Source organism: endosymbiont of Ridgeia piscesae (assembly GCF_001443665.1).
GTDB classification, from domain to species: domain Bacteria; phylum Pseudomonadota; class Gammaproteobacteria; order Chromatiales; family Chromatiaceae; genus Endoriftia; species Endoriftia persephonae.
Window position 1 is genome coordinate 1 of sequence record NZ_KQ557116.1, and the last position, 24,251, is coordinate 24,251.

At 55.6% G+C, this 24,251-nt stretch carries 23 protein-coding genes and 1 pseudogene; 6 read left to right on the top strand and 18 right to left on the bottom strand.

Annotation, left to right across the window (positions count from 1 at the left end; translation table 11 throughout):
- Positions 1–121 (bottom strand): annotated as a pseudogene (locus Ga0074115_RS16520) (cytochrome c); the annotation flags it as partial.
- A 1,045-nt stretch (positions 122–1,166) separates the two neighbouring features.
- Here Ga0074115_RS16520 and Ga0074115_RS01165 point away from each other — a divergent pair.
- The 5 genes from Ga0074115_RS01165 to Ga0074115_RS01185 all read left to right on the top strand — a co-directional run bounded on the left by Ga0074115_RS01165 (position 1,167) and on the right by Ga0074115_RS01185 (position 6,377).
- The gene (locus tag Ga0074115_RS01165) at positions 1,167–1,976 is read left to right on the top strand and encodes a hypothetical protein (RefSeq protein ID WP_232432843.1); all 810 of its coding nucleotides are present in this window, start codon (positions 1,167–1,169) and stop codon (positions 1,974–1,976) included.
- 178 nt (positions 1,977–2,154) lie between these two features.
- Positions 2,155–3,861: a tetrathionate reductase family octaheme c-type cytochrome gene (locus Ga0074115_RS01170; protein ID WP_060528121.1), complete on the top strand. Its 1,707-nt coding sequence runs from the start codon at positions 2,155–2,157 to the stop codon at positions 3,859–3,861.
- Positions 3,861–4,523 carry a cytochrome b/b6 domain-containing protein gene (locus tag Ga0074115_RS01175; protein WP_057957154.1) on the top strand — a complete coding sequence of 221 codons (663 nt, stop codon included), beginning with the start codon at positions 3,861–3,863 and terminating at the stop codon, positions 4,521–4,523. The genes Ga0074115_RS01170 and Ga0074115_RS01175 overlap by 1 nt, the downstream gene beginning before the upstream one ends.
- A 322-nt stretch (positions 4,524–4,845) precedes the next feature.
- Positions 4,846–5,826 (top strand): protein nirG, encoded by a 981-nt coding sequence (locus Ga0074115_RS01180; protein ID WP_060528122.1) that lies wholly within the window; start codon positions 4,846–4,848, stop codon positions 5,824–5,826.
- Positions 5,823–6,377, top strand: a complete 555-nt coding sequence (locus Ga0074115_RS01185; RefSeq protein WP_060528123.1) for a hypothetical protein — start codon at positions 5,823–5,825, stop codon at positions 6,375–6,377. The genes Ga0074115_RS01180 and Ga0074115_RS01185 overlap by 4 nt, the downstream gene beginning before the upstream one ends.
- 22 nt (positions 6,378–6,399) lie before the next feature.
- On the opposite strand, the gene Ga0074115_RS01190 is transcribed toward Ga0074115_RS01185, so the two are convergent.
- Entirely contained in the window at positions 6,400–6,942 is a 543-nt protein-coding gene (locus tag Ga0074115_RS01190) for a thermonuclease family protein (protein ID WP_057957152.1), read from the bottom strand.
- A gap of 461 nt (positions 6,943–7,403) precedes the next feature.
- On the opposite strand from Ga0074115_RS01190, the gene Ga0074115_RS16090 reads away from it, so the two are divergent.
- Entirely contained in the window at positions 7,404–7,835 is a 432-nt protein-coding gene (locus tag Ga0074115_RS16090) for a hypothetical protein (protein ID WP_157292598.1), read from the top strand.
- A gap of 35 nt (positions 7,836–7,870) precedes the next feature.
- Here the strand turns inward: Ga0074115_RS16090 and Ga0074115_RS01205 are convergent, their stop codons facing one another.
- The 16 genes from Ga0074115_RS01205 to holA form a co-directional block, all read right to left on the bottom strand.
- Positions 7,871–9,451, bottom strand: a complete 1,581-nt coding sequence (locus Ga0074115_RS01205) for a nitrite reductase (protein ID WP_057957150.1) — start codon at positions 9,449–9,451, stop codon at positions 7,871–7,873.
- A 7-nt stretch (positions 9,452–9,458) separates the two neighbouring features.
- On the bottom strand, positions 9,459–10,646 hold the full coding sequence (nirJ, locus tag Ga0074115_RS01210) for a heme d1 biosynthesis radical SAM protein NirJ (protein ID WP_198295023.1): 1,188 nt from the start codon (positions 10,644–10,646) through the stop codon (positions 9,459–9,461).
- A 54-nt stretch (positions 10,647–10,700) separates the two neighbouring features.
- Entirely contained in the window at positions 10,701–11,204 is a 504-nt protein-coding gene (ahbB, locus tag Ga0074115_RS01215) for a siroheme decarboxylase subunit beta (RefSeq protein WP_057957148.1), read from the bottom strand.
- Positions 11,194–11,430: a hypothetical protein gene (locus Ga0074115_RS01220; RefSeq protein WP_057957147.1), complete on the bottom strand. Its 237-nt coding sequence runs from the start codon at positions 11,428–11,430 to the stop codon at positions 11,194–11,196. The genes ahbB (Ga0074115_RS01215) and Ga0074115_RS01220 overlap by 11 nt, the downstream gene beginning before the upstream one ends.
- An 88-nt stretch (positions 11,431–11,518) precedes the next feature.
- Positions 11,519–11,962 carry an Lrp/AsnC family transcriptional regulator gene (locus Ga0074115_RS01225; RefSeq protein WP_057957146.1) on the bottom strand — a complete coding sequence of 148 codons (444 nt, stop codon included), beginning with the start codon at positions 11,960–11,962 and terminating at the stop codon, positions 11,519–11,521.
- Positions 11,962–12,438, bottom strand: coding sequence for a siroheme decarboxylase subunit beta (gene ahbB / locus Ga0074115_RS01230; RefSeq protein ID WP_057957145.1), 477 nt, complete (start codon positions 12,436–12,438; stop codon positions 11,962–11,964). Before ahbB (Ga0074115_RS01230) ends, Ga0074115_RS01225 begins: the two co-directional genes overlap by 1 nt.
- Complete coding sequence (locus tag Ga0074115_RS01235; RefSeq protein WP_057957155.1) at positions 12,429–12,875, bottom strand: Lrp/AsnC family transcriptional regulator; 447 nt, start codon at positions 12,873–12,875, stop codon at positions 12,429–12,431. The genes ahbB (Ga0074115_RS01230) and Ga0074115_RS01235 overlap by 10 nt, the downstream gene beginning before the upstream one ends.
- A 67-nt stretch (positions 12,876–12,942) precedes the next feature.
- On the bottom strand, positions 12,943–14,118 hold the full coding sequence (locus Ga0074115_RS01240; RefSeq protein ID WP_408642702.1) for a cytochrome D1 domain-containing protein: 1,176 nt from the start codon (positions 14,116–14,118) through the stop codon (positions 12,943–12,945).
- A gap of 14 nt (positions 14,119–14,132) precedes the next feature.
- Positions 14,133–14,462, bottom strand: a complete 330-nt coding sequence (locus Ga0074115_RS01245) for a c-type cytochrome (RefSeq protein ID WP_005964492.1) — start codon at positions 14,460–14,462, stop codon at positions 14,133–14,135.
- 92 nt (positions 14,463–14,554) lie between these two features.
- Entirely contained in the window at positions 14,555–14,893 is a 339-nt protein-coding gene (locus Ga0074115_RS01250) for a cupredoxin domain-containing protein (protein WP_060528127.1), read from the bottom strand.
- A gap of 22 nt (positions 14,894–14,915) precedes the next feature.
- The gene (locus Ga0074115_RS01255) at positions 14,916–17,741 is read right to left on the bottom strand and encodes a NapC/NirT family cytochrome c (protein WP_060528128.1); all 2,826 of its coding nucleotides are present in this window, start codon (positions 17,739–17,741) and stop codon (positions 14,916–14,918) included.
- A gap of 99 nt (positions 17,742–17,840) precedes the next feature.
- Positions 17,841–19,469: a cytochrome D1 domain-containing protein gene (locus tag Ga0074115_RS01260; protein ID WP_057957080.1), complete on the bottom strand. Its 1,629-nt coding sequence runs from the start codon at positions 19,467–19,469 to the stop codon at positions 17,841–17,843.
- A 622-nt stretch (positions 19,470–20,091) separates the two neighbouring features.
- On the bottom strand, positions 20,092–20,775 hold the full coding sequence (locus tag Ga0074115_RS01265) for a bacteriohemerythrin (protein ID WP_057957079.1): 684 nt from the start codon (positions 20,773–20,775) through the stop codon (positions 20,092–20,094).
- A 164-nt stretch (positions 20,776–20,939) separates the two neighbouring features.
- Entirely contained in the window at positions 20,940–22,328 is a 1,389-nt protein-coding gene (locus Ga0074115_RS01270) for a cbb3-type cytochrome c oxidase subunit I (protein WP_057957078.1), read from the bottom strand.
- A 15-nt stretch (positions 22,329–22,343) separates the two neighbouring features.
- Positions 22,344–22,790: a c-type cytochrome gene (locus Ga0074115_RS01275; protein WP_057957077.1), complete on the bottom strand. Its 447-nt coding sequence runs from the start codon at positions 22,788–22,790 to the stop codon at positions 22,344–22,346.
- Between the two features lie 415 nt (positions 22,791–23,205).
- On the bottom strand, positions 23,206–24,246 hold the full coding sequence (gene holA, locus Ga0074115_RS01280) for a DNA polymerase III subunit delta (protein WP_060528129.1): 1,041 nt from the start codon (positions 24,244–24,246) through the stop codon (positions 23,206–23,208).
- Between the last annotated feature and the right edge of the window lie 5 nt (positions 24,247–24,251).

A 24,251-nucleotide genomic window follows, 5' to 3' on the forward strand; every position in this document is an offset into this window, starting at 1 on the left:
TATCGCGATTGGGCAGCTGGCCCATCGAGTCGAACGTCAGGGCGAGAAATAGTAGAAAGAAAAACGCGGTTCCACCATAAAAGATGTTACGCGCCATCGTTTTTGTGAAGGCCTCAGCCATGGGGATGCTCCTCTTGCGGATAAAAACGGCGAATGTATTAGAAAAAAGTAGGGAACAAAGAGCTTTGATCTTGGTCAAACGCCTCCTTGCTAGATTAAGGAGCCTCTGATTAAGTCTGGACAAAGTCGATTGTGATTCAGAACATTCAGATTCAAGGCGCACGTAATAGCTGGCTATTGCGAAGATTTGTAACGCAGAAGCTGGATATTCTGGGCACAAGATACGAGTTCATGACTTGATCAGAGGCTCCTTAGATGGCAGAAGAGAGCACATGAAGGTGCGCGAGGAAATCGCCGAACGGCACGCATTGTCGTCCAGCAATTTCCACTATTTACACCAGGCCCTGGCTTAATCCAGCGCATCAGCAGGCTGGTATTGGCATGGTCGTTATCTTCGCTGGGGCTGATCCCAAGCGGCATGCGGTTTCGGTCAAACGCTGATAGAGCTGACTGCTCTCCCCATCATACGGGATGACGATTGAAATACCTGGCTTGCCCGGCACGATGACAGCCCAACGTGGCTCCTCTGTCACTCCACGGAGAATTCCTTCGCAGCTAGAGAGGTCCAATCCCCGATAACTTTTGTAGATGGATCAGTGGAGCTGTGGCAGACAATGCAGGCGGGGCCATTACCAAATGCATTGGGGGTGCGCATCAAGGTTACGATTAATCATAGGTGATAAGGATGTTGCCCCGCAGAACCAGCGCCTCAACCGGCCTATGATCCCCTAGCCTGGTCTTGCGCCACATTTGATGCGTGACACTGGATGAATTCATCGCCCCCCCTGCTGCTGGCAATGCCATCGGAGCGACCAGAGACACAAGCACCACCAACACACACTCCATGCAGAGAAAGGCAGGAACCCTGTCTGCTAATCGACATCGTATATCTCCCCGCTTTGGATGGCGCCGTTTACGCCACTCTAAAATTGCAACAGGAGCTATAGCAGGGCAACATGCTCACGGCCCACCGAGCCCTTCCAGTCATTTCACCCTGGAGCTAAACCTTGATTACCCGCACCGCTTTGTCCCTACTGCTGAGCACGATGATTCTTCTCTTAAGCAGCCCTGCCCAGGCTGAGACCGTATCGGAAAAAACCATCAGGCTGCCCCCTACTTCCCTCGCAGCCTGGTACCGGCCCGACAACAAACGCCAGGTCTGGCTGCACAACATGTTCAAGCTGCGCAGGGAGATGCTGGCTGTCTCCGACTATCTGGCGCTGGAAGATGCGGCTGGCGTCGCCAAGTGGTCGGAACGGCTGGCACAGCACTACCGAAAAATCGGAGAGATGGTGCCGGAGTGGCAGGAGGAGCTAGAAGCGGATCTGATCAGTCAACTGCAACAGTCCGCGCAGCAGGGAAACTATGAAGAGGCCGCCCGGTCACTGCGTAAACTGGGGCTGAACTGTCGTTCCTGCCACCGTGACTACCGAGCGGTGACTGCGGCGATTTATCGCACACCGGACTTCAGCCAGATCCATGTGGAAGACTCTGAAACACTCGAAGAAGAGCCCTATCGAAGAGTCATGGAGCGCCTCACCCTGCTGGTCAACCGGATCAAGATTGCCAGTGAGGATGAGAGAATGCAGACTGCGCTCGATAGCCTGGATAATCTTCGCCAACGGCTCGATGACCTTGGGCAGAGTTGTGAATCCTGCCATAAGGACAAAGCCCCCAAATCCCGGATACTCGGTACTGAAACAGAGAAATCCCTGGCGGCACTTGAACAGGCGATCAAGGCGGGAGAACAAAAGAAAACAGGGCGTCACCTGGGAACACTGGCCGTCCAAGCCTGTGCCCGTTGTCACAGCGTGCACCGCACCCTATATGGTCTCAAAGGTGCGATTGCACCTTAACAAGATCTAGCTGACCCCCTCTCCCGACACCCCCATTGACAATTATCAAAACGGTTTTATTAATCGCCGGGTAGACTCCGGCATTAGTGTAATGAAGGTAATTTACACTCCGCATAGGTCTGCACAGATCTGTCATTGTCAGCGCCGCTGATCGGTGTTTACAGGGGACATCGTCAAGATGAGCAACAAAAATCCCCCGGCCTTCACGCGCCGGGTTTATATTTTTAACTTTCTCTCTTTAACCATCTCGATCCTGATTCTGGCCTTTTCCTGGGCGGCAACAGCCCTGGCCACTTCAGATTCCAAAATCGAGATGGGCATCTCTGAATACAAAAAAACGGATGGAAACCACGCGATTATCAGGCCTAAAAGAGAGCGCAAGTCAACCACAGACCATTCAAAGCTGAAGGAACTTCAAGGCCCGTTTTTCAGCGGTCCTGAAGTGACAAAAGCCTGCCTCGAGTGTCACAACACGGCGGGGCATCAGTTCATGAAGAACAAGCACTGGACCTGGGACTACAAGCACCCGAAGACGGGGCAACACCTTGGCAAGAGTGTGTTGATCAATAACTTCTGTACCAATGCCAGGGGCAATGAAGGCATGTGCGCCCAATGCCATGCCGGTTATGGCATGGACAGCTCGGATTTCGATTTTACAAACCAGGGCAACATCGACTGCCTGGTCTGTCACGAATCCACAGGCACCTACTACAAGACACCCACCTCAAAAGGCAACAAGGCCTGCTCCATCATGTTCGAGGGCAAGCCAGCCATCGACTGGACCAAGATTGCCCAAAGCGTCGATATGCCGAGTCGCAGCAATTGCGGCAAGTGCCACTTCTACGGCGGCGGTGGCGACAATGTGAAACATGGCGATCTCTCATCTGTACTGTTCGATCCGCCCAAAGCAGTCGATGTTCACATGAGTGAAGCCGGCGAAGGCTTCACCTGTATCACCTGCCACGTGGGCGAAGGTCATGAGTGGGCCGGCAGTCGTTACGAGATGCTGGTCAACGACGAGATAGGCACCGGCAAGCCCGGCATGCCCCGCAAAGTCGCCTCATGCGAAAGCTGTCACAGCGATTCGCCTCACCCCATCACCTCAGTCAAGGGGATCAAGCTCAACAGTCATACTCAGCACGTGGCCTGTGAAACCTGCCACATTCCGGCCGTTGCCAGGGGCGGTGTTGCCACTGAGGTCGATTGGGACTGGCGCACCATGGGCAAGCTGAAAGATGGTGAGGGTTTCAAGCTGAAGGAGTATACCCAGGGTAATGGCCATCACCGCGCCACCTACAAATCGATCAAGGGTAACTTCACCTATGCCGAAGACCTTGAGCCCATGTACGCCTGGTTTGATGGAACCATGAACTACACCACGATTGACACCCAATTCGATCCATCAAAAGGCCCGATTGAGATCAACAGCTTTTCTGGATCCTATGGTGATCCCGGTTCGCGCATCTACCCATTCAAACGCATGCACACCACACAACCCTACGACAAGGGCAATAACACGCTGGTCTATATGCATCTATGGGGTAATGATGAAGACGCACTCTGGGGCAACTACGATTTCGGCAAGGCAATCGAGGCAGGAATGAAGAAAAACGGCATCCCCTACAGTGGCGAATGGGGGTTTGTCGAAACCTACTCCTACTGGCCCATCAACCACATGGTGGCGCCAAAAGATGATGCCCTGGATTGTTCCAGTTGCCATGCGGATGATGGCAGACTCAATCACCTCAAGGGGTTCTACATGCCGGGTACGGGCAAGAATGAACTGCTCGACCTTATCGGTTTGTTGGCTGTCCTCGGCACCCTGGGTGGTGTACTCGGACACGGCGCGCTGCGCATGATCGCCAACCGCAGGAGGAAAGTCTGATGACAATGCATAAGATTCTAGTCTTCAAGCGGTTTGAACGTATCTGGCACTGGAGTCAGATGGCACTTATCTTCACCCTGCTGTTCAGCGGATTTGCAGTACACGGCGTCCATAGTCTGATCAACTTTGGTGATGCAGTCACTGTTCATACCTGGACCGCAATTGTGTTGCTGCTGATCTGGGCATTCGCCATCTTCTGGCTCTTCACAACAGGGCAGTGGCGCCACTATATCCCGACCGGGGAAAATTTCGTCAAGGTTGCCCGTTTCTACGCCTTCGGTATTTTCAAAGGCGAGCACCATCCATACCGAAAAACCTACCGGCGCAAGCACAACCCCCTGCAGGCGCTAACCTATCTTCTGCTCAAAATTGTGATCTTTCCTGCGATCTGGATATCCGGCATCGCCTACCTGCTGATCAGTTTTGGGCAGGAGGATATTTTTGGCTGGATAGGACTTGGACTCATTGCCCTGATCCATACCATCGCAGCGATCGCTGTCCTGGTGTTTGTCATCGCTCACGTCTATCTGCTCACAACAGGCCACTCGTTCATTGACCACGTAAAACCGATGATCACCGGCTACGATGATGTGGAACTGTCTGATGAGGAGTTGGCCTATCTGAAGGCAGATGAACCAGGTGCGATAAAAGAGGCCGATTAACAAACTTCTGGAAAGTAAAATCAGAAGATCCAGCGCTTGATCGTGCGCTGGGTCTTCCCTTATTTAAGAGGGCTCTGACTAGAAATCGCGCCTCACATCAAATCCAATAATAATATTTAGGTAGGTTTCACTACCGTTCCTACCCTTTTGCCTGCGCCCCATTTTTTCTGTTCATGGATCAACACTATTGCAAAAGGGAACCAGCAACTCTCTTTGCTGCCCGCCACTTTACCAGACCTTTCCGGGAGCCCACCAAAACCCTCTATCCTTGCCCCCACCTTGACACACCCCAACCCTTTGCTAGGTTTCAGGAAGGAGCTTCATGGATAAAGAGAGAGGTTATATGCCTTCCACCCCGAGCCTATACTCCGCCTGCAGATGGCAGTTAAAAGCGATCATTCCACTTTTTTTTACCATTTTCTGCGCGACCCTATCGGCCACAGCAAATGCGGCTTTGCCCGATCTCACCCTGCGAGTGAAGGTTCCCAAGGAGATCCAGGCAGGCCCGACTTTCGAGGTAAAGGTTAGCGTCGCTAACCGAGGCAAGGCAGCAGCCCGAGGCACGAGTTCAAATGCCTCAGGCTATATGGTTGACCTGTTTCTGACCCGAGGAAAGATACCTCAAGGCTTTGCCCGCTACTCACAATCCTACTTCGATGGCGTACTGCTGAAGGGAGGGCGCATCGACAGGACGGCCGATTTAGCCGAGAGCAATAGACATGGTTATCAGACAGAAGTCAGCACACCGACCGACACGCCACCCGGTAATTATAAGATATGCGCAAGAGTGGATCCTGCAGGCAGGGTCAGAGAAACTAATAAAAAGAATAATTTGAGCTGCCTAAACATAAAAGTTATCAAAAAAATCGGCCGCCAGACCTTTGCAGGGAAGGATCTGAAAATGGTCAGTAAGGAGCCTCCCTTACGCGCACATAACGGTTCTCGGGGCACAATGGCAGACCCAACCAAACGAACCGTGTTGCCGGATGGCACCCTGGAAATCCTTCTGCCAGACGACATCAGGCAACGCCGCGCTCCCAACGGACAGATCACAACCATCCTTCCAGACGGAACGCATATGACCTCAAAAGCCATTCAGGTACCGATGGATGAATTGCCGGCACTACCATCCGATTTGAGTGACTGGGGCCAAAAAGCCAGCGACGCACTACTGCAGATCATCCAAAACCTACTCACCGAAGCGGAGTTCAACGCCTACCAGCAGACAGAAATAAACAAGCCATTTTATCCCAGGATGGAGTGGTGTATTCGCAGCATCGACTTCCTGACGAGGGTGAAATGAGCACTCTCAAACCAACATCAAGGGCCAGGATGCTCTGCATCGGCATTATCCTTCTCTATCTCTTATCTGCCCCCATTCTCGCATCAAGTGAGGAAACATCACCCGCCGAAGACTTGGGACTTATCGATCAGATGACACAGATACTGGAGGCCGAGCAAGCGAATCGGTTTGCACCCACAATATTACCAATAGAGGTACTGGCACCCGAGACAGCACAATCAATGCAGCAGGCACTCAAAGCTTATTACGACTATCGCACTGTCGGATATGAACACCGCAGGTCAGTTTTCAGATGGCAATTGTTGCCATCAAAGATCATCTTCGTCATCGTCGTTCTGCTGGTGAGCGCCGGCATCTATTTCTCCTGGCTCCAGTTCATCAAGGGATTGAGGACAGACAAAGACCGCTCTTCCACAGAAACCACCTTCGAGGCATCCGCCAGCGGCATCAAGGTAAGCTCACCGGTACTGGGGGTCATCATCCTGGTCATCTCCTTGGCGTTCTTCTATCTCTACCTGGTATATGTCTACCCGATCGAAGAGATTCTTTGAGCAATGGACAATCAGTCAACAGCTATTCGCTCCGCCTCCCCCAACGCACTGCAATCTCGCGATACTCTCCCCACAAGCCACGTTTCTGAGCAAACGCCTCTCCCTCCATCTTCTTCAACCGCTCCCGAAACACACTGTCCAGCGGATAACGATTGAGCACTACCGCATAGCCATCAGTCACCATCTTCTCATTCAGGCTGTTGCCCTGATCGTCCAGCACCACCAGCGAAATACGCCCATATTTATCACGACGACTCAGGTCGCCACTCAACATCACCTGTTGCCCTGGAGTCACAAGGCGCCTGAGATACGTAGTGGACGCCGCGCCTATCGACAGTAGAACATCCTCACTCAGGCCGGTGCGTTGAACATCACGCTGCAACTTGGGGTTAGAGGTATCCTCCGGCGCATCGATCCCGGCCAACTGTATGCGTTCAGCGCCTCCAGCGATTTCCACAACCAGGGTATCGCCATCCTCCACCTGCTGAAGCCGGTAGAGCGACTCTGCCGCAATGGCATGCTGAGCGATGAAAAGAAAAAGTGCGGCCAGAGTAAATATTCGCATGGGGCAATAACCTGAAGAATTTAACGGGGTAGCCAGAAGATAAAAAACAGGCAAAAAACTGTGACGGCGATAAAAAACAGCACAAACCGGGTACGCGCTCCGGCCCGATAGCCCCGCTTTTGATAATGGGAGACACCGCCACAATGCGGGCACTCAGCTAGATCCTCAGCGATCTTTTTGCCGCAGTAGAGACAGTTCACCTCAGACAAAACGGTGCCTCACTTTTGTTGTTCCTTAAACATGGTGCCAAACAGACGAAACATCTTATAGGACACCAAGAGATAAAGCATAAAGCCTGCAACCAGCCCCAACAGAGCCAAGCCTTGCATTATTGGCGTCCAATCCGAGTTGAGCAATAGGATCAGCAGGATGACACAGACGACCCCCATGATGGCCAGCGCAATGCCATCGACACTGATAAAAGCAAATGCCCTGCCCAGACTGATCAGTTCTGGCTTATAATGTCGTCCGAGAAAAACGATGGCCTTTCTCCTTCTGACAGCAGCGGAACCACTCCTTTGATTATAAAGAACAAATCACACCTTCTCATCCTCCTTTCGAGTGCCCTGCTGGTTGCCTGCAGTGCCCACCCTGGCGCCGGCATTTGGGTGCCAATGGATGAGTCAGACACACTTTATTCCAAAATTGCAGTAGCGTTTGAAGGACGTGCTGAACTGTTTGTTGCCGATAGAGAGACGCATCTGTTGCGCTGCTTCTGGGGTGGCATCACGGCAAACAGCATCAGCATGGATTGCGTCTCTGCCGATGATGAGTCAGAAAAACATCTGTTCACTCTGCAGGTCAGCGACGACGGCATCGGGATGCTGAGCGAAGCGGACAAGACTCTCGGCCTGTTTCGCCGAACCAATGAGAATCCCTCCCCCAGAGAATAGCGACGCATTGACGCCCACGGCCTGTCACGCCGGCCTCAGTGGCTGGTGCCTCGCGAGCGGGTCAGTTTGTTATGCACGTTGTACTTTCCAGATGGCTTCTTCATCGGTAACCGCTTGACCTCTTCCAGGGTATTGGCGTCGTAGATCACCAGTGCCCCATCCATATCCCAGATACTGACCAGAGCGTATTTCCCGTCCTGGGTGAACTCTACATGGGCAGAGGTCTTGCCAGGAGCCGGCTTCAGAGTCTTGACGATCTCCAGGGTCTGTTTGTCGATCACATGCATCAGGTCTTTGTTGGGACCGAAGAAGACGTCGACCCAGGCGTAGCGGCTCTTCTCATGGCTGCGCATGAAAAAACCAGGGCCTTTTGTCGGAATGCGCTTGATCACCTCCCAGCTCTGCATATCGACGATGCTGACCTCCGGCCTTTTGATATTAGGCGTAGCCAGCACCGTGCGGCCCTGATACTCCCAGGTGATGGCGGAGCTCAGGTGCGGCATGCCCGGCAGGCTGACTTGAGCAACGGCTCGCTTCAGATCAAGATCCACCACCTGACCTGCGCTACCCTCTTTTCCCTTACCCATGCCCCGCGAAGTTCCGATCACCCGGTCATATTCCTGGGTAAGAAAGAAGTCATCGAGATAGCCTTCGACACTGATGCGGCGCACCGGAAACCGCGCCTCCTTATGGGCATCCCCGGAGTCTTCGCGATAATCATGGACCCAACCAGAAAAACCCGACGGCGGCTTGTCCATATAGCCGATCTCCCAGACCTCCGGTATATCTTTCAGCGCGGCGACAAAGCTCTCTCTCGGGTCTGCCGTATAGACCGCACTGACCCGTGAACTGGCACCGTTTTCATCTACCACATCGATCACCTTGAGCGGCGACAAGTCCCGGGCATCCAGAATCACCAGGGTATGGGGCAAATAGTTGGCCACCGCAACGTAGCGACCATCATGGGAGACGGCCAGGTTGCGGGTATTGATGCCGGCCCGCACCTCGGCCACATACTTCAGATTGAAGACATCGAACTTGCTGATCCAGCCATCACGGGAGGCAAAATAGATATAGCGCCCCCCTTCGGCCCATTTGGGGCCACCATGCAGGGCAAAGCGAGTCGGCAGGCGATGGATCGGTTCGAAGCTGTCGCCATTCAGCAGGGTAGCGTGATGATCACCCAGCTCCACCACCATGAAAAGGTTGGAGATCTGCGCGTCAAACTGCGGCTTGTCTGGCAAGCTGCCGGGGGGATGGTATTCCAGCCGGCTGGCCTTGATCTCTTCCATACCCCAGGGTGGAATTTCCTTCAGAGGCGTGTAGATCATGGCCACCAGGGCCTCGATCTCCTTCGGCTTCAGGATCTCCCGGAAGGCAGGCATCTGCGAGGCGGGGCGGGTATCCCGGATCACCTTGAAGGCAGCCTTTTTTCTCAGCCGTTTCAGATTCTGCGGCAACAGGGCAGGACCCACTTTACCCAGCCGGTCGGCACCGTGGCACTCGGCGCAATGTTTCTGGTAGAGCACATTAGCATCGATCGCCGTCCACGCATTACCCACCATCAGCATACCCAACAGCCCGGCCAACAGGACTCGAATCAGAGCTCTCTTCATAGATGATTTATCCGGCGAGCAGCCGATCCTCCGGACCATCATCCTCTACCCTAACTTCAATCCCGATCTCTTTATCGGTGAGATAACAGGCGGGATCCTCACTCCAAGCATCGCCAGTAAGCTGCCGGGCGCGCACACGAGTGTTGCCACCGCAGATATTGAAATAATGGCATTGACCACAACGCCCGCCTATCTTGCGCGGTGATTGTTTGAGACCGGCCATGATCGGGTCTGAGGTGTCCTGCCAGATCTCGGAGAAGGGGCGCTGCTTGACGTTGCCCAGGTCGTAGTCCCACCACATCGTGTCGGGATGGACCCGCCCCTGATTGTCAATGTTGGCGATGTTGACGCCGGAGCTGTTGCCGCCCCACTGGATCAGCTTGTCACCAATGTGCTCGGCCTGCTCAGGGAAGCGTCGCTCCACCCAGCGCAACAGATAGACCCCGTCCGCATCGTTGTTGCCGGTGACAAACTCTGTACCCCGGCCCTCGGTCGCATCCTCCAGGGCGCGTTCGAACAACAGATCCATCGCCCAGCGGGTGGTGTTGAGGAAGACGTCGTCCTCACGATTCTTATTGCCCCGTCCAGCATAATTGAGGTGAGAGAAATAGAACTTGTTGATGCGCTCTTCGACCATCAGGTCGAGCAGCTGCGGCAGCTGCTCTGCGTTGTCCTGGGTCATGGTAAAGCGCAGCCCCACCTTGATCCCCGCATCCCGGCAGAGACGCAGACCGTGCATCGACTCTTCATAGGCCCCCTCCTTGCGGCGAAAGCGGTCGTGGGTCTCCCTGATGCCATCAATGCTGATGCCCAGGTAGTCGAAGCCCACCGCAGCGATCTTGTCAATATTCCGCTCATCGATCAGAGTGCCGTTGGTGGAGAGCGCGGTGTAGAAGCCCATCGCTTTGGCGCGGTGGGCAATCTCGAAGATATCGGGCCGCAGCAAGGGCTCACCGCCGGAGAGGATCAACACCGGCACCCGGAACTGCTTCAGGTCGTCCATTACTTCGAACACCTGTTGGGTGTTCAGCTCGTTAGGAAAATCGGTGTCCGCTGAGATCGAGTAGCAATGCTTGCACATCAGGTTGCAGCGTCGCACCAGGTTCCAGATCACCACCGGGCCCGGCGGGTTGCGCTTGGGCCCCAGCGGCTTGGGCGCCAAGATCTCCTGCATAAATTGTGAGATTCTAAACATAGTCTTGTCTGATCCGCTCTTGGTGATCGGCGCTCACTGGCAGCTCCAATCCGCTCACACCCCAATCCTCATGCCGGTTTTTTTGAGGATCCGGCTACTAAAAAGAACCTCATGCGCCCGATTGTCGGCACCCAACAGCTCGGCGATGATCGCGGCCTTCTGCAGCACCTCACCCCGGTCCCGACCGTGGGCCATCGCAAACAGATTGTAGCGCCACTCCGGCAGATGGCGCGGACGATGATAGGCGTGGCTGACAAAATCCAAGGCGCCGATCAACCGACCATACTCCGCCACCTTCTCGTCCGGCACGTCCCATACCGTCATGCCGTTGCCACGAAAACCCAGGGTGTAATGGTTGGGCACCGCGCCGATACGTCGGATCACGCCACTCTCCAGCATCTGCTGCATGCGCCGCATCACCTCATCGGCCATTGTGCCCAACTGTTCGGCAATCTGCTCATAGGGTTGCGGCACCAGCGGCAGGCCAGCCTGGGTGGCGAGCACGATCTTGCGATCCAGCTCGTCCAGACCGCTCACCTGCTCAGGCTCAGTCGTCATCCTTTTGCACTCGCAGATCGGGCAGGTTGACCGCCCCCATCACATGCAGCACCACGCCGGCGCCGACAAAAAAAACGATGGTTGCGCCAAGACTGGCGAAGATGGGGTTGTCGGTTCCGATCGTCATGCCCTGATAGCCTGCCGCCAGTAGGGTGACCAAGGCGAGCAGGTAACAGATGTAAGCAGAAACCAGGGAGATTTTTTGCGCGGGTTTACGTGTTTTCAAAGAAGGAGTTCTCATGTAGGGGGTTGGCTCGCCTGAGGCTACAGCGGGAATTATTGATTGATGAGCGCAGGGAATACCACTCATCGAGTTAAACCTCAAACTTCAGGCCAACAAAAAACTCCTCTTTTTTTGGCATGTTATAGACTCGATACCCTGTCTCCGCCTCGATCTCAGCCAATACGCTGGTGATGCGCTGCGGGGTCTCGGTGGCTAGCACAAACCACATGTTGAACTGGTGGTCGCGGGCATAATTGTGGGCTACCTCCGGAAAGGCATTGACCTGCTCAGTCACCTGATCGAACGTCTCCTGGGGGATTTTCATGGCGCAGAGACTCAGGCCACCGCCCAGCCGCTCGGCATTGAATAACGGGCCAAAGCGCGAGAGTTGCTTCTTCTCAAGCATCTGCTCCAGACGCCGGATCAACTCATCCTCCGAGATGCCAAACCGCGCTGCTGCCTCACGATAGGGGTGCTCACAGAGGGGAAAACCGCCCTGCAGTTGATTGATGATGGCGCGGTCGATCTCGTCCATCACTGGTATCTGGCGCCACGCTGTTTGAAGCGTCTGCCGCTGAACAGGACCTTATGAGGGATCCCCGCCAGCCCTTGGGCCTCAATGATGCTCTCGATGTAGTTGAGCACCCGCTGGCGATCCTTACCGTGGATCATGCTGAAAAGGTTATAGGGCCACCCAGGCAGGCAGCGTGGACGCTGGTAGCAGAGGGTAACGCAGGACTCGTTGCTCAACTTTTCTCCCACTTCATCGAGGCGTCCATCGGGCACATCCCAAACAACCATAGCATTCGCGGTGTAGCCAAGTTCATGATGACGCACCACGATGCCCAGCCGCTTGATTACGCCTTCACGCTGCAGGTGGGCGATGCGATCGATCACCTCCTGCTCACGCATGCCGATGCGCTCACCCACCTCGGCGTAGGGGTGGCTGGAGAGCGGCAGCCCGCCCTGGATCTCGGCCACCAGCCTGCGATCCGCGTCGCTTAACACCATAGCGGGAACCCCAGATCGATATGAAACTGTTTCATTAGCGGCAACTTCAACACCGGGTAGCCGGTCTGCTGTTCCATCTGCGCCAACACGGCGTCCAGCCTGGCCTGATCGGGTGCGGTAACCACAAACCAGAGGTTGTAGTCATCCTCACGCTCGTAATTATGATTCACCTCGGCATAGGCGCTGATTATCGCCGCCACCGCCTCCAGTTCTTCTGCTGGCACTGCAATCGCCGCCAGGGTGCTGGCGCCGATCTTCTTCGGCTTGAACACCGGCCCCACCCGGCTGATCACACCGATCTCCTGCAGCCGGGTCAGAATCTTCAACACCAGCGCCTCGCTGGTCCCAATCGTTTTCGCCATATCCGCATAGGGGGTCGGAGTGAGCGGCAAACCCTTCTGATATTCGTTGAGCAGTCGCTTCTCGAGATCGTTCAGATCAACCGGGGCCGGGTTCAGTGTGAGCGGCTGACTCTGCGGGTAGGTCGGTGCCGGGTTTGCCATGTCACAGTCCTGTCTGGTGAGCGCGGGAGGTGAAGAAGATGCCACTGGGCTTGTCCACCGACAGGCGGTGGGTTTGCTGCAGTGTACGGGTGTCGTAGATCTGCACCTCATCCTTGTCGCGGACCGAGATCCAGACTTCCTCACCGCGCGGCGAAAACTCCATGTGAAGCGTGCCCTTGCCGGGCTTCAGGGTCTTCACAATGTCCAGGGTTTCGGTGTCGATCACCTGTATGGTGTCGTTGTGGGGAAAGGCGAAGTTGACCCAGATCTGCCGGCCGTCGGGGCGTGCCATGACGAAGACCGGTTGACCGTGAACCGGGATCTGCTTGAGCTCTCGCCACTCGGTGCTATCCACCACCAGCACTGAGTGCTGGCCCACAGCGGGCAGAAAGGCCCGGCTGCCAGCCATTGCCCAGCCCTCAAGGTGAGGCATCTTGTAGACCGGCAGTTTCTGTTGGCCGCGACCATAATCCTCCAGGATGAGGCGAGGCCCCTGTTCGGGATGCCAAAGGTCGAGCAGGGAGAGCCCGTCCTGGCCAAACAGACCGGCGATGTAGTAGCGGCCGTCCGGCGTGATCAGGGCGTCATAGGGCAGACGGCCGATTTTCTCGAAGCGCTGGATGGAGGGATTCGCCGGGGTATCCATGTCGATGATCCAGCTCTCACCGGAATCGTAGAGGCTGACCACGAAGCGCTGATCCGGCGCATCCACCAGACCAACGGTCTTCGAGCCCTTCTTGTTGCCCTCCCGGTCTGTCACTGTGGTGGAGGGGATATCCGCCACTAGAGAGAGATCGTCAGAGGAGAAGACCTTCACCCCACCCGGCTCATAGTTGGAGACCGCGATAAGTGAACCGTCCTGGGAGATGGCGCCGCCGATGCTATTGCCGCCCTGCACGATGCGTTTGACGATCCGACCACAGAGGATGTCGACCTTGGTCAGCCCACCGTCACGCCCGAAGATGTAAGCGTAGCGTGCATCCCGGGAGTAGACCGCCGAGGCGTGGGAGAGATCACCCAGACCCTCGACCCGGAACAGCTCCCTGCGGGCGCTAGTATCCACCACCTTGAGGCTGCCAGCGGCACGTTCGATGATGATACCCATGTCACCGGTGCCTCGGGTCAGGCACTCGGCCACCAGGAGGCTGGGGGCGAAGAGAATCAGCAGCAGTAGCAGGGTGCGGAAAGACTTCACGGCCGGCGACCTCCCTGCTTGAGTTGAGTTGCCAACCACAGCGCCTCACTGTCTGTAAAAAACGGGCGCCAAGGTGGCATCGGAGTACCGGGACGGCCATGCAGAATGGTCACGGCCAGCTGCTCCACCGGCCACTGCTGCAGACGCCGAGGTGTCAGAGCGGGACCCAGACCACCCTCAAGACGCATACCGTGGCAGGAACCACAGTCGTGCCGCAACAGATAGAGAATCTCCGCCTGTCGCTGGGATGAGATTTCGGCCAGCGCAGCACCACTCATTAAGAGGGTGATAATCAGCGTCGACAGAGGGAGCAGATGCCTTTTCATACCGGTGTTTCGTTATTCACGCAGCAATTTATGGTGATGGGTAAGAAACTATCAGGTCGGCACTCAAAGGCTTTGACATCCATCAAACCACGCTATTCAACACGAACGATACCGGTCATTTCTGGATGGGGGCCACAGCGGTAGGGAAACTCACCAACGCTACCGAAACTGCGTTCGTAGGTGTCATCGGGGAACAGGTAATCGGATTCTGGATCGCCGAGCTGTTCGAACCAAACGCTATGATACTGGCGTTTTTCCCGGTTGACCCAGCGTACTGTCTGCCCCGCCTTGATACTGATCACCTGGGGCAGAAACTTGAACTTGATGATCTCTACCTGCGCAACTGCCCCCCCTCCTGCCGTGGCTGTTGTCATTATCGCAGCAAGGCTTAGCGCCAACAGCGCCTGGCAGGAGAGTTTCAGTCTGATCATCAGGAACCTCAAGGTTATGGTGTTACTGCGCAGTGGCGTTGATCTCCGCCTTGTCGCTGTCGAATCCTAGCTTGTACCCCAGCGAGACGTGATGAAAACGCGCGTTGCTGTAGTCATCATGGATGGCGAAACCAATATTGTAGAGCTGATCCTTCGCCAGCGGCAGATCACCTGGCTTATTGGTTTGAAGCTTGCGTTTCATCACCAGGGTCCAGACACCATCCTGCAACGATGCAGTCATCTCCGCCGCATCACCCCCGCTCATGTTACGTTGCTCCAGGATGTGGCCATCCTCGGTCTCGCCCTTGCCGGACTTGTAGCGGACCAGCTCCATATACTTATGGGCATCCATCTCCGCCTGCAACTCATCCGCACTCTTCAGCTTGTCCCAACCACCGCGCTTCTTGCCACGACGCCCCTTGACCTCGATCTTGCTGCGGCTCTCCTCGATGTACTTGGTCAGCCCCTGTGAGAGATCGAGCTGCTGAGCCACCGGACTACCGCCCGCCGTCTCAGCATCCGGCGTGTGGGGCATGCTCCGCAGGTCATGATGGCAGGTGCCCCAGCAACCAGCGCGGTCGGCATACTTGACCTCATTGGTGGCAAGCATCAGTGCCAGCTTCATCGGGTTTTCCGGGTCCATCTTACCGCCCTCCACGAAGGGTACCGGCGCATGCTCGGAATTGTCCCAGCTGAAACGGAGATAGAGGTTCTCTCCATCGTGGGTCGACTCGACAGTAACCGGAATGCTGCCACGCTTGCCGGGAATCGGGGTGGGTTCGGCCTTGACACCGGTCACCATCTTTTTACCCATGTCGGCGGTCTCTTTGTCATGGCAGGTGACGCAGCGGTCTCCGGCTTTGATAAAGGGACGGGCGCCACCGTGGTCCTTACCGGTCAGCACCCACTCCATGGAGGTCTGACCAGGATAGAAGAGGGTGACCTCCCGACTGGATGCCTTTGACCAATCGATATTGGCATCGAGAGCGGCATCGGTTGCCTGGGAAGTGCCAGTTGCTGCGGCCGGTACAGGGGCAGCCGCCTCACGCTTGACCGCATTGATCTCCACCTTGTCGTTATCGAAGCCGATCTTGTAACCCAGGGAGACGTGGTGAAAACGGGCATTGGTGAAGTCATCATGGATAGCGAACCCCAGATTGTAGACCTGGTCCAGCGCCAGACTCAGGTCACCGGGCTTGTCGGACTTGAGCTTGCGCTTCATCACGACGATCCAGTTGCCGCCCTCCTGACGCGCATCCACCTCGAAGCCCTGACCGCCGCTCATCAGGCGCTGCGCCATGATATGGCCATCCTCGGTCTCACCCTTGCCGGATTTGTAGCGCAGCAGATCCATGAACTTGTGGGCATCCATCTCTGCTTTCAGTGCATCATCGCTTTTCAGTTTGTCCCAGCCACCGCGCTTCTTGCCGCGACGCCCCTTGACCTCGATCTTGCTTCGGCTCTCCTCGATGTACTTGGTCAGCCCCTGTGAGAGATCAAGCTTTTGTGCAACCGGACTGCCGTTTGCGGTGTCGGCATCTGGAGTATGGGGCATGGTGCGCGCGTCATGGTGGCAGGTTCCCCAGCAGCCAGCGCGGTCAGCATATTTAACCTCATCGGTGGCAAACATCACCGCCAGCTTCATCGGGTTGTCCGGATCCATCTTGCCGCCGTCGACAAAGGGAACCGGCACATGCTCTGTATCTTCCCATTCAAAACGCAGGTAGAGGTTCTCCGTGTCGTGGGCCGCCTGCACACTGACCGGGATACTGCCGCGCTTGCCGGGGATGGGGGTGGGTTCGGCCTTGACACCGGTCACCATCTTTTTGCCCATGTCGGCGGTCTCTTTGTCATGACAGGTGATGCAGCGATCACCGGCCTTGACGAAGGGACGGGCGCCACCGTGGTCCTTACCGGTCAGCACCCACTCCATGGAGGTCTGGCCGGGATAGAAAACAGTGATATTACGTATCGGCACGTCGCTCCAGTCGATGCCGAAGCCGGCAACCGGGCCAACCGCCGTAGTGGCTGCGGTCGCCTCACCCGCCTGCTGCGCCTTAAAGGCAGCCAGCGCATCGGCGACGGCTTTTTCGACGCGCGCCTTTTCGGCTTTCTTGGCCGCCATCTTGGTCTCGCGGGCCTTCTTCGCCGCAGCCTTCTCCGCTTCAGCCTGAGCCGCCTCTTTTTCCTCGACCCGCTTCAGACCTTCGAGGAACATCTCCGGCACTTCACGCACATACTTGGGGTTCGGTGCTTCCAGCTCCTCCAACTCCTCGTCGGAGAGCAGATCACGTACGTGCTTGTGGGCAATGCCCTTGTGGCAGTCGATACAAGTCTGGCCGGTCTTGAAGGCGTTCAGGTGTTGTTTACGAGCCCGGGGGCGTTGAAATTCCGGGTTCATGGATTCAAAATTGTGGCAGTTACGGCACTCACGAGAGTCGGTGCTTTTCATAGTGCTCCAGACTCGTTTAGCCATTGTCAGGCGGTGCTCGTTAAATTTTTCTGGGGTATCTACCGTCCCCATGATCTTGTGATAAACCTCGTTACTGGCCTGTATCTTACGGGCCATCTTGTGGACCCAATCCCTCGGCACATGGCAGTCGGGACAGGTGGCCCGCACGCCGGTGCGGTTGGAGTAGTGGATGGTGGGCTTGTACTCCTGAAAAACATTCTCTTCCATCTCGTGGCAGCCGATGCAGAAATCTAGCGTATTGGTCGCCTCCATCGCGGTGTTGAAGCCACCCCAGAAGATGATACCGCCGATAAAAAACAGCAGAGCGCCGCCTACGGTTGTTCCTAAAATCAGCCGACGTGATGCCAGGCTCGGTTTTTTATATTGGTCTGCCATTTCTTAACCGCCCCAGAGAGAGAGAACTGAAGGTGAAAAAGCGCGGGCATGGAAGGACTCCATGCCCGCATTCGGTACTACCGAATCAAGTAACCCTGATCAGGTTACGTGGTTAACACGGTTGTGGACGTTGAACTTGCCGGTCGGTGCGTAGAGACCTTTGATGCGTGCCTTCTCTTTGAGGGTCTTGGCATCGAAGATGATGATCTCACCGTTAGGCTTCTTGCTATCCGCACGGTTCCAGACAGAGGTCCAGACCTCAGAACCATCATTGTTGAACTCGATATGAACGGCTGCATAGCCTTTCTTCTCGGTCAGACGAATGGTCTTGACGATCTCGTGGGTCTTCTTAGAGATGACCTGGATCGACTGCTGAACCTCAGGCTCCGGGGTCTTGGTCTGGTCGGCCCAGTAGTAGTCAGACTTGGGATGAGTGCGGATGAAGACACCGGGGCCATCGGTCTCAACTTCGTAGCAGATCTTCCAGGCCTGGTCGGGATGCCCCTTGGGGTCGTTGCCCCAGACGGTGATCTTGCCCACACCCAGATGGGTGGTACCACCGACCGGACCGCACTTGGGATCGATCCAGTTGGCACCAGGACCAGGATGCGGCTTCTTGTCCACATCGATCATGGCTTCCAGCTTGCGGGTCTTGGAGTCAATCACCACCATCTTGTTGGAGGCGTTGGCAGCGATCTGGAAGTAACGACCGGTCGGATCATAGAAACCGTCGTGCAGATACTTGGCGGAGTCGATCTTAGTGATCTGCAGATTGTCGATATCACTGTAGTCGACCTGCCACATCTGACCCAACTCCTTCATGGAGACCAGCCAGCTAGGCGCCATCGGAGTGTCGTACACAGCCGCCACGCGAGACTCGTTGACATACTCACCATCTACATTCACGCCACGAGCAGAGACCACCTTCAGCGGCTCCATGGTCTTGGCATCGAGGATGACGAAGTGCGGCGGCCAGTAGCCACCACCGATGACATACTTGCCGTCACCGGAGACGGCCACGTCACGGGCATCATAGGCGACCTGGGTCTGGGCAACCTTCATCTTATCCGGGGTCTGCCACAGATCAACCTTGGTCATCATGCCGTCGCGCCCCATAACAAACCAGAAGCGACCAGGATTCTCTGTGTGCAGAGTATTGTGATGCTCAACGGCCTTCAGCACATGCACGGCATAACCCGTTGGGATATGCGCAACGACCTCTTTCTTGTCACCGTCGATGATCGCAATCTTGCCGACATCACGCTCGATGACCAGGAAGAAGTTCTCCCAGTTGCGGCCATGCAGGGGCTTGGTGGGATAGTCTTTGGGGTCGACGAATACCTTGTGGCGCTCCTTCATCAGAGCCAGGGACATCTCCGGCGGGATCGGCGGCGTCTGCTGGATGTACTTGGCCATCAGGGTGATCTCGTCCTTCGACAGAATATCGTCGAAGTTGTTCATGCCACCTTCTGTACCGTAGGTGATGATCTTTTCGAGACGCGTCTGACCCAGCTTCTGAGTGTTCTTAGGTTCCAGGTTTTTACCGGTGGCGCCTTTACGCAAGGTGCCGTGGCAGCCAGCGCAGCGCTGGAAATAGATCGATTTTCCCTTCTCAAAATCAGCATCAGACATCGCAGGCGCACCGGCCGTAGCATTCAGCGCAAAACCGGACGACGCGATACCGACAGCAAGACCCAGGGCGGAAAGTGTAAATTTCGTCTTCTTCATCTAGGGTGATCTCCCTCAAAAGCCAAATAACATGGCAAACAACATTGGCAGAATGGCAAAATCCCGCCATATGCCGGGTTATGTCATGTAGAGAGAAGTTAGACCTGGCTTAGGAGTTCCACTTTGATATGAGTCAAACCGAACTTTTTGGAGCAAAGCGACAACCTTCCGATCACATCATGACCTGCTGTATGGCTATCGATGGCTAGCCGCTATTTATCGCGAAAAAACAGTACATTGGCGGCTTTTAATGCTTAATCGACGGTAGTGCCTGTATTATGAGGGGCCACTCTGAAGCAGAGTGCTGTTCGCATTAATCGATCTTTTATTCCCACTTTTATTGACTCGCATCAACTAAAGGGGACAGGCGCACCATTGCGCATGACTGCTTCTGCTTTACTGTTGGGATGCAACAGCTGCTTTTGGCAGACATATGTCAGATTCGCCCACTATCTTATGCACAGAATTGTTGCTTGACCGCCTATATCAAGACAATCGATAGAGCTGAAAGTGGCGTTTGAATTGCAGCCACACACGATCTGCATAGCCAACGCCGAAGCTCCCCATAAAAAAACGCCCCTTGCGGAGCGTCTTATCGAAGCACAGCCGTGTTTGTGCGGGCTTAGTAGACGCCTCTCTCATTCAAAAAAGAGGAGTACTGTTTGTCTGTCCCATTGATATGCTTGATCAACCACCCCTGAAGATAGAGCACTACCCCTTCCAAGGCTTCATGCCCTTTCTCCTCGTACTGCCGCACAAAAGAGTCCACCTCAGCAATCATCGCCCTGTGCTGCTCAACATGGCCATTAATATCGGGGTAGTCGTACTTCTGCATCAAGCTCTCTTCGTTCTTGAAATGGTATTTTGTGTAGTCCACCAGCGCCTTCAGCGCCTGCTGCTCAAACTCCTCCCCCATATGGTACTTATACGCGGCTTGAAATTTATTCAGCAACTCAATCAATCTTCGGTGCTCATCGTCTATCTGGGCGATTCCGACGCTATAGCTCTCTTTCCAAACCAGTTGATCCGCCTGCGCCGCGCGCTTATAGATAACTGGTATCGCAATCAGGATTGCGATCAATACCCAGGAGACCGGGTTATCAAAGCCAAACAAAAAACCCATGCCGGCGGCAACGACCAAGAGGGCCATAATGACGGCTAACATAAGTGGCTTAAGATTTTTCATATAAAAACACCATTGGAATTCAGACCGATTTTTGCTGCGCTCTATTTCAACCTGATGATCGTCGCATGCGCTGGGCGGATTCTGCAAACCATTCTGCAGTGCTGCAAAAGGATCGACCAAACCATTATAGATGCGGTCCCTGATCCAGGTGTGATTTTATAGCGCAACAATCTGTATTCTCCACTCCACCAACAAATCGACCCATACGCTGAACATAAAAAAGGCCGGCACAAAGTGCCGGCCTTGAGCTGAGGCATTACGCCTCTCTGGGGGGATTCGCCTAATCAGTCGGCGACCACCGCCTCCGGCTCATCCTGACCCACGAAGAAGCTGGCGATGTAGATCACCAGACCGATCAGGAAGACCAGGCCGGCGACCTCACGCAGCCAGTAGAAGAGCTCGATCTTATCCTGCACCGCCATGAACGGCAGCGGGTTGTCGCCCATCCGCTGCAGGTAGGCCTGCAGGATGCCCGCGCCGGTCAGGAACAGCGTGATGAACACCATCGAGATCGTCATCAGCCAGAACGACCACATCTCCAGTATCTGCGATTTGGCCGGGTTCGCCGCATTCCGCCCACGCAGCAGCGGCATGGCGTAGGAGATCATGGTCAGGTTGATCATCACGTAGGCGCCGTAGAAGGCCATGTGACCATGCGCTGCGGTGATCTGCGTACCGTGAGTGTAGTAGTTCACCGGCGACAGGGTATGCAGGAAGCCCCACACGCCAGCACCGAGGAACGCCATCACTGCAGTACCCAACGCCCACAACACGGCTGCCTTGTTGGGGTGCTCACGACGCCGCTTGTTGACCATATTGAAGGCAAATACCGTCATCATGAAGAAGGGAATCGGCTCCATCGCGGAGAAGATTGAACCCCACCACTGCCAGTACTCGGGGGTACCGATCCAGTAGAAGTGATGGCCGGTGCCGATGATGCCGGTGATCAGAACCATGGCGATGATGATGTAGAGCCACTTCTCGATCACCTCGCGGTCGACGCCGGTGGTCTTGATCAGCACGAAGGCGAGGATGGAACCAAGGATCAGCTCCCACACGCCCTCAACCCACAGATGCACAACCCACCACCAGAAGAACTTGTCCAGCACCAGGTTGACGGGATTGTAGAAGGCGAACAGGAAGAACACGGCCAGACCGGTCAGACCCATCATCAGCACCAGATTGACCACGGTCTTGCGACCCTTGAGGATGGTCATGCCGATGTTGAAGAGGAAGGCCAGTGCGACAATGACGATGCCAATCTTGGTGATTGTCGGCTGCTCCAGGAACTCACGCCCCATGGTGGGCAGCAACTCGTTCATGGTCAGATCCGCCAGGGTCGAGTAGGGCACCAGCAGGTAGCCGGCTACCGTCAGGCCCGCGGCCACCAGGAAGATCCAGAACATCAGCGTCGCCAGCCAGGGCGCGAACAGTTCCGTCTCCGCCTCTTCCGGCACCAGATAGTAGGCGGCGCCCATGAAGGCCATCAACATCCACACGATGAGGGCGTTAGTGTGGACCATGCGGGCCACGTTGAACGGAATCTCCGGGAACAGAAAGTCACCGACGACATACTGCAGACCCATGATCAGGCCAAACAGAATCTGCGCTGCAAACAGCGCGATGGCCGCGATAAAATAGAGCTTCGCAACCGATTGTGATTGATACTTCATCGTTATCCTCTCCCCTTAACCCTGGATATTCGGCGGCCAGCCGGCGGTATTGATTCCAGACGCATACTTCAGGAATTCAGCCAGGGCAGACAGCTCTTCATCACTGAAGTTGAACTGCGGCATGCTGCGGCGACCGGGAATGCCGTCCTTGGGACGACTGGCGATAAAGCCTTTGATCGCATCGGTTGAATTGCCAAAGCGTTGATAGACGTTACCCAGCTCAGGCGCAAAGTAGGCGCCCTCCCCCAGCAGCGTGTGACAGCCAATGCAGTCGTTCTTCTCCCAGAGCGCCTTGCCCATGGCGATCTGCGGACCGAGCTCGCCTTCGAGGGCGGCGCGGTTATCGCGATTGGGCAGCTGGCCCATCGAGTCGAACGTCAGGGCGAGAAATAGTAGAAAGAAAAACGCGGTTCCACCATAAAAGATGTTACGCGCCATTGTTTTTGTGAAGGCCTCGGCCATGGGGATGCTCCTCTTCCGGGTATAGGATGGCAGCTACATTAGAAAACGATGATGCATGCTCCAGCATTGACCTTGATCAAAGGCCATGCCGTGGGTCTGACTCGCTTCCAGGGTTCAGCGAATTTAGGGGAATCAAGCAATATCACTCGAAAAAGCGGTGCCGGATGAAGTGATCGAACTTGTTAAGGAGTCTCTGATTAAGTCTGGACGAAGTGGATTGTGATTCAGAATGTTCAGACTCAAGGCGCAAATCACACGTATCCCCTACATCCCTGTCGGGGATAGCTAGGCATGGATGCAGGAGGTAGAACACACATGGGGCAGTTGACGAGATTTGCAACGCAGAAGCTGGATATTCTGGTCACAAGATTACGAGTTCATAACTTGATCAGAGGCGACTTAAACAGGCCATCTCTCATCCAGACAGCTCCACAGGCTCTTTCAGCGACGAGGTATTCACTCCAGCGATTCCCAGCGCCACATCCTGCAACCGCAGCCAGGCATCCTTTTTTTCCAGCCCCTTGATCACCCTGTCGATACCAGCGCAATCGATAAGGAGCCGACGCCAGACTGCCGCCCGTCGCTTCAGTCCCTTGCGCATCAGTGGCTTGCGCTTCTCCCATACGCGTTGTGCGGCCATCACACTATCGACTGAACGCCCCTGCTCGACCATCGCCGCCATCTCCGCCAACGCCCGGATCTCCCGCGCCAGCGCCCACAACACCACCGGCGCCACCACCCCCTCTGCCTGCAGGTGTTCCAGCATGCGCAGACCACGGCCCGCCTCTCCGGCAAGCAGAGCATCTACCAACCCAAACACATCAAAGCGGGCGCTGTCGGCCACTGATTCGGCAAGCTGTTCCTGACCCACAACCCCAGGACCATGCAGCAGCAACAGCTTCTCGATCTCCTGCTTGGCGGCAAGCAGATTGCCCTCAATCCGCTCAGACAGCATATCCACCACACCAGGCTCCGGCGCAAGCCCCACATCCCGCAAGCGCCGCTCCAGCCAGGGTAGCAGCCGCTGCCCTTCAATCGGCCAGATCTGCACCAGCACGCCCAGCCGCTCGACCCCTTTTACCCACTTACTATTCTGCTGGGCTCGGTCGAGCTTGGGGGCGGTGATCAACAGCAGGGTGTCGGGAGGAGGATCAGCCAGATAGGCGCTGATCGCTTTGGAGCCTGGGGTGCCGATCTTTGAACTCGACAGGCGTAGATCGAGGAGTCGCTTATCGCCAAACAGGGAGAGGCTCTGCCCCGCATCAAGCAGCTGGTTCCAGTCGAAACCCGGGCCAACCTCCAACAACTCACGCTCACTGAAGCCCTGAGACCTAGCCGCCTGACGCACCTGATCCGCCGCCTCGCCCAATTGTAGCGGCTCATCACCGCTCAGCAGATAGACCGGAGCCAGCGACTTGTTCAGTTGGGCCGGCAGCTGATCGTTGCGCAGACGCATCAGCG

Bases quoted from the DNA above. Each gene is read 5' to 3' on its own strand.
- Ga0074115_RS01165 (WP_232432843.1), top strand. From the start codon at position 1,167: ATGATTCTTCTCTTAAGCAGCCCTGCCCAGGCTGAGACCGTATCGGAA.
- Ga0074115_RS01170 (WP_060528121.1), top strand. From the start codon at position 2,155: ATGAGCAACAAAAATCCCCCGGCCTTCACGCGCCGGGTTTATATTTTT.
- Ga0074115_RS01175 (WP_057957154.1), top strand. From the start codon at position 3,861: ATGACAATGCATAAGATTCTAGTCTTCAAGCGGTTTGAACGTATCTGG.
- Ga0074115_RS01180 (WP_060528122.1), top strand. From the start codon at position 4,846: ATGGATAAAGAGAGAGGTTATATGCCTTCCACCCCGAGCCTATACTCC.
- Ga0074115_RS01185 (WP_060528123.1), top strand. From the start codon at position 5,823: ATGAGCACTCTCAAACCAACATCAAGGGCCAGGATGCTCTGCATCGGC.
- Ga0074115_RS01190 (WP_057957152.1), bottom strand. From the start codon at position 6,942: ATGCGAATATTTACTCTGGCCGCACTTTTTCTTTTCATCGCTCAGCAT.
- Ga0074115_RS16090 (WP_157292598.1), top strand. From the start codon at position 7,404: ATGTCGTCCGAGAAAAACGATGGCCTTTCTCCTTCTGACAGCAGCGGA.
- Ga0074115_RS01205 (WP_057957150.1), bottom strand. From the start codon at position 9,451: ATGAAGAGAGCTCTGATTCGAGTCCTGTTGGCCGGGCTGTTGGGTATG.
- nirJ (WP_198295023.1), bottom strand. From the start codon at position 10,646: ATGTTTAGAATCTCACAATTTATGCAGGAGATCTTGGCGCCCAAGCCG.
- ahbB (WP_057957148.1), bottom strand. From the start codon at position 11,204: ATGACGACTGAGCCTGAGCAGGTGAGCGGTCTGGACGAGCTGGATCGC.
- Ga0074115_RS01225 (WP_057957146.1), bottom strand. From the start codon at position 11,962: ATGGACGAGATCGACCGCGCCATCATCAATCAACTGCAGGGCGGTTTT.
- ahbB (WP_057957145.1), bottom strand. From the start codon at position 12,438: ATGGTGTTAAGCGACGCGGATCGCAGGCTGGTGGCCGAGATCCAGGGC.
- Ga0074115_RS01245 (WP_005964492.1), bottom strand. From the start codon at position 14,462: ATGAAAAGGCATCTGCTCCCTCTGTCGACGCTGATTATCACCCTCTTA.
- Ga0074115_RS01250 (WP_060528127.1), bottom strand. From the start codon at position 14,893: ATGATCAGACTGAAACTCTCCTGCCAGGCGCTGTTGGCGCTAAGCCTT.
- Ga0074115_RS01255 (WP_060528128.1), bottom strand. From the start codon at position 17,741: ATGGCAGACCAATATAAAAAACCGAGCCTGGCATCACGTCGGCTGATT.
- Ga0074115_RS01260 (WP_057957080.1), bottom strand. From the start codon at position 19,469: ATGAAGAAGACGAAATTTACACTTTCCGCCCTGGGTCTTGCTGTCGGT.
- Ga0074115_RS01270 (WP_057957078.1), bottom strand. From the start codon at position 22,328: ATGAAGTATCAATCACAATCGGTTGCGAAGCTCTATTTTATCGCGGCC.
- Ga0074115_RS01275 (WP_057957077.1), bottom strand. From the start codon at position 22,790: ATGGCCGAGGCCTTCACAAAAACAATGGCGCGTAACATCTTTTATGGT.
- holA (WP_060528129.1), bottom strand. From the start codon at position 24,246: ATGCGTCTGCGCAACGATCAGCTGCCGGCCCAACTGAACAAGTCGCTG.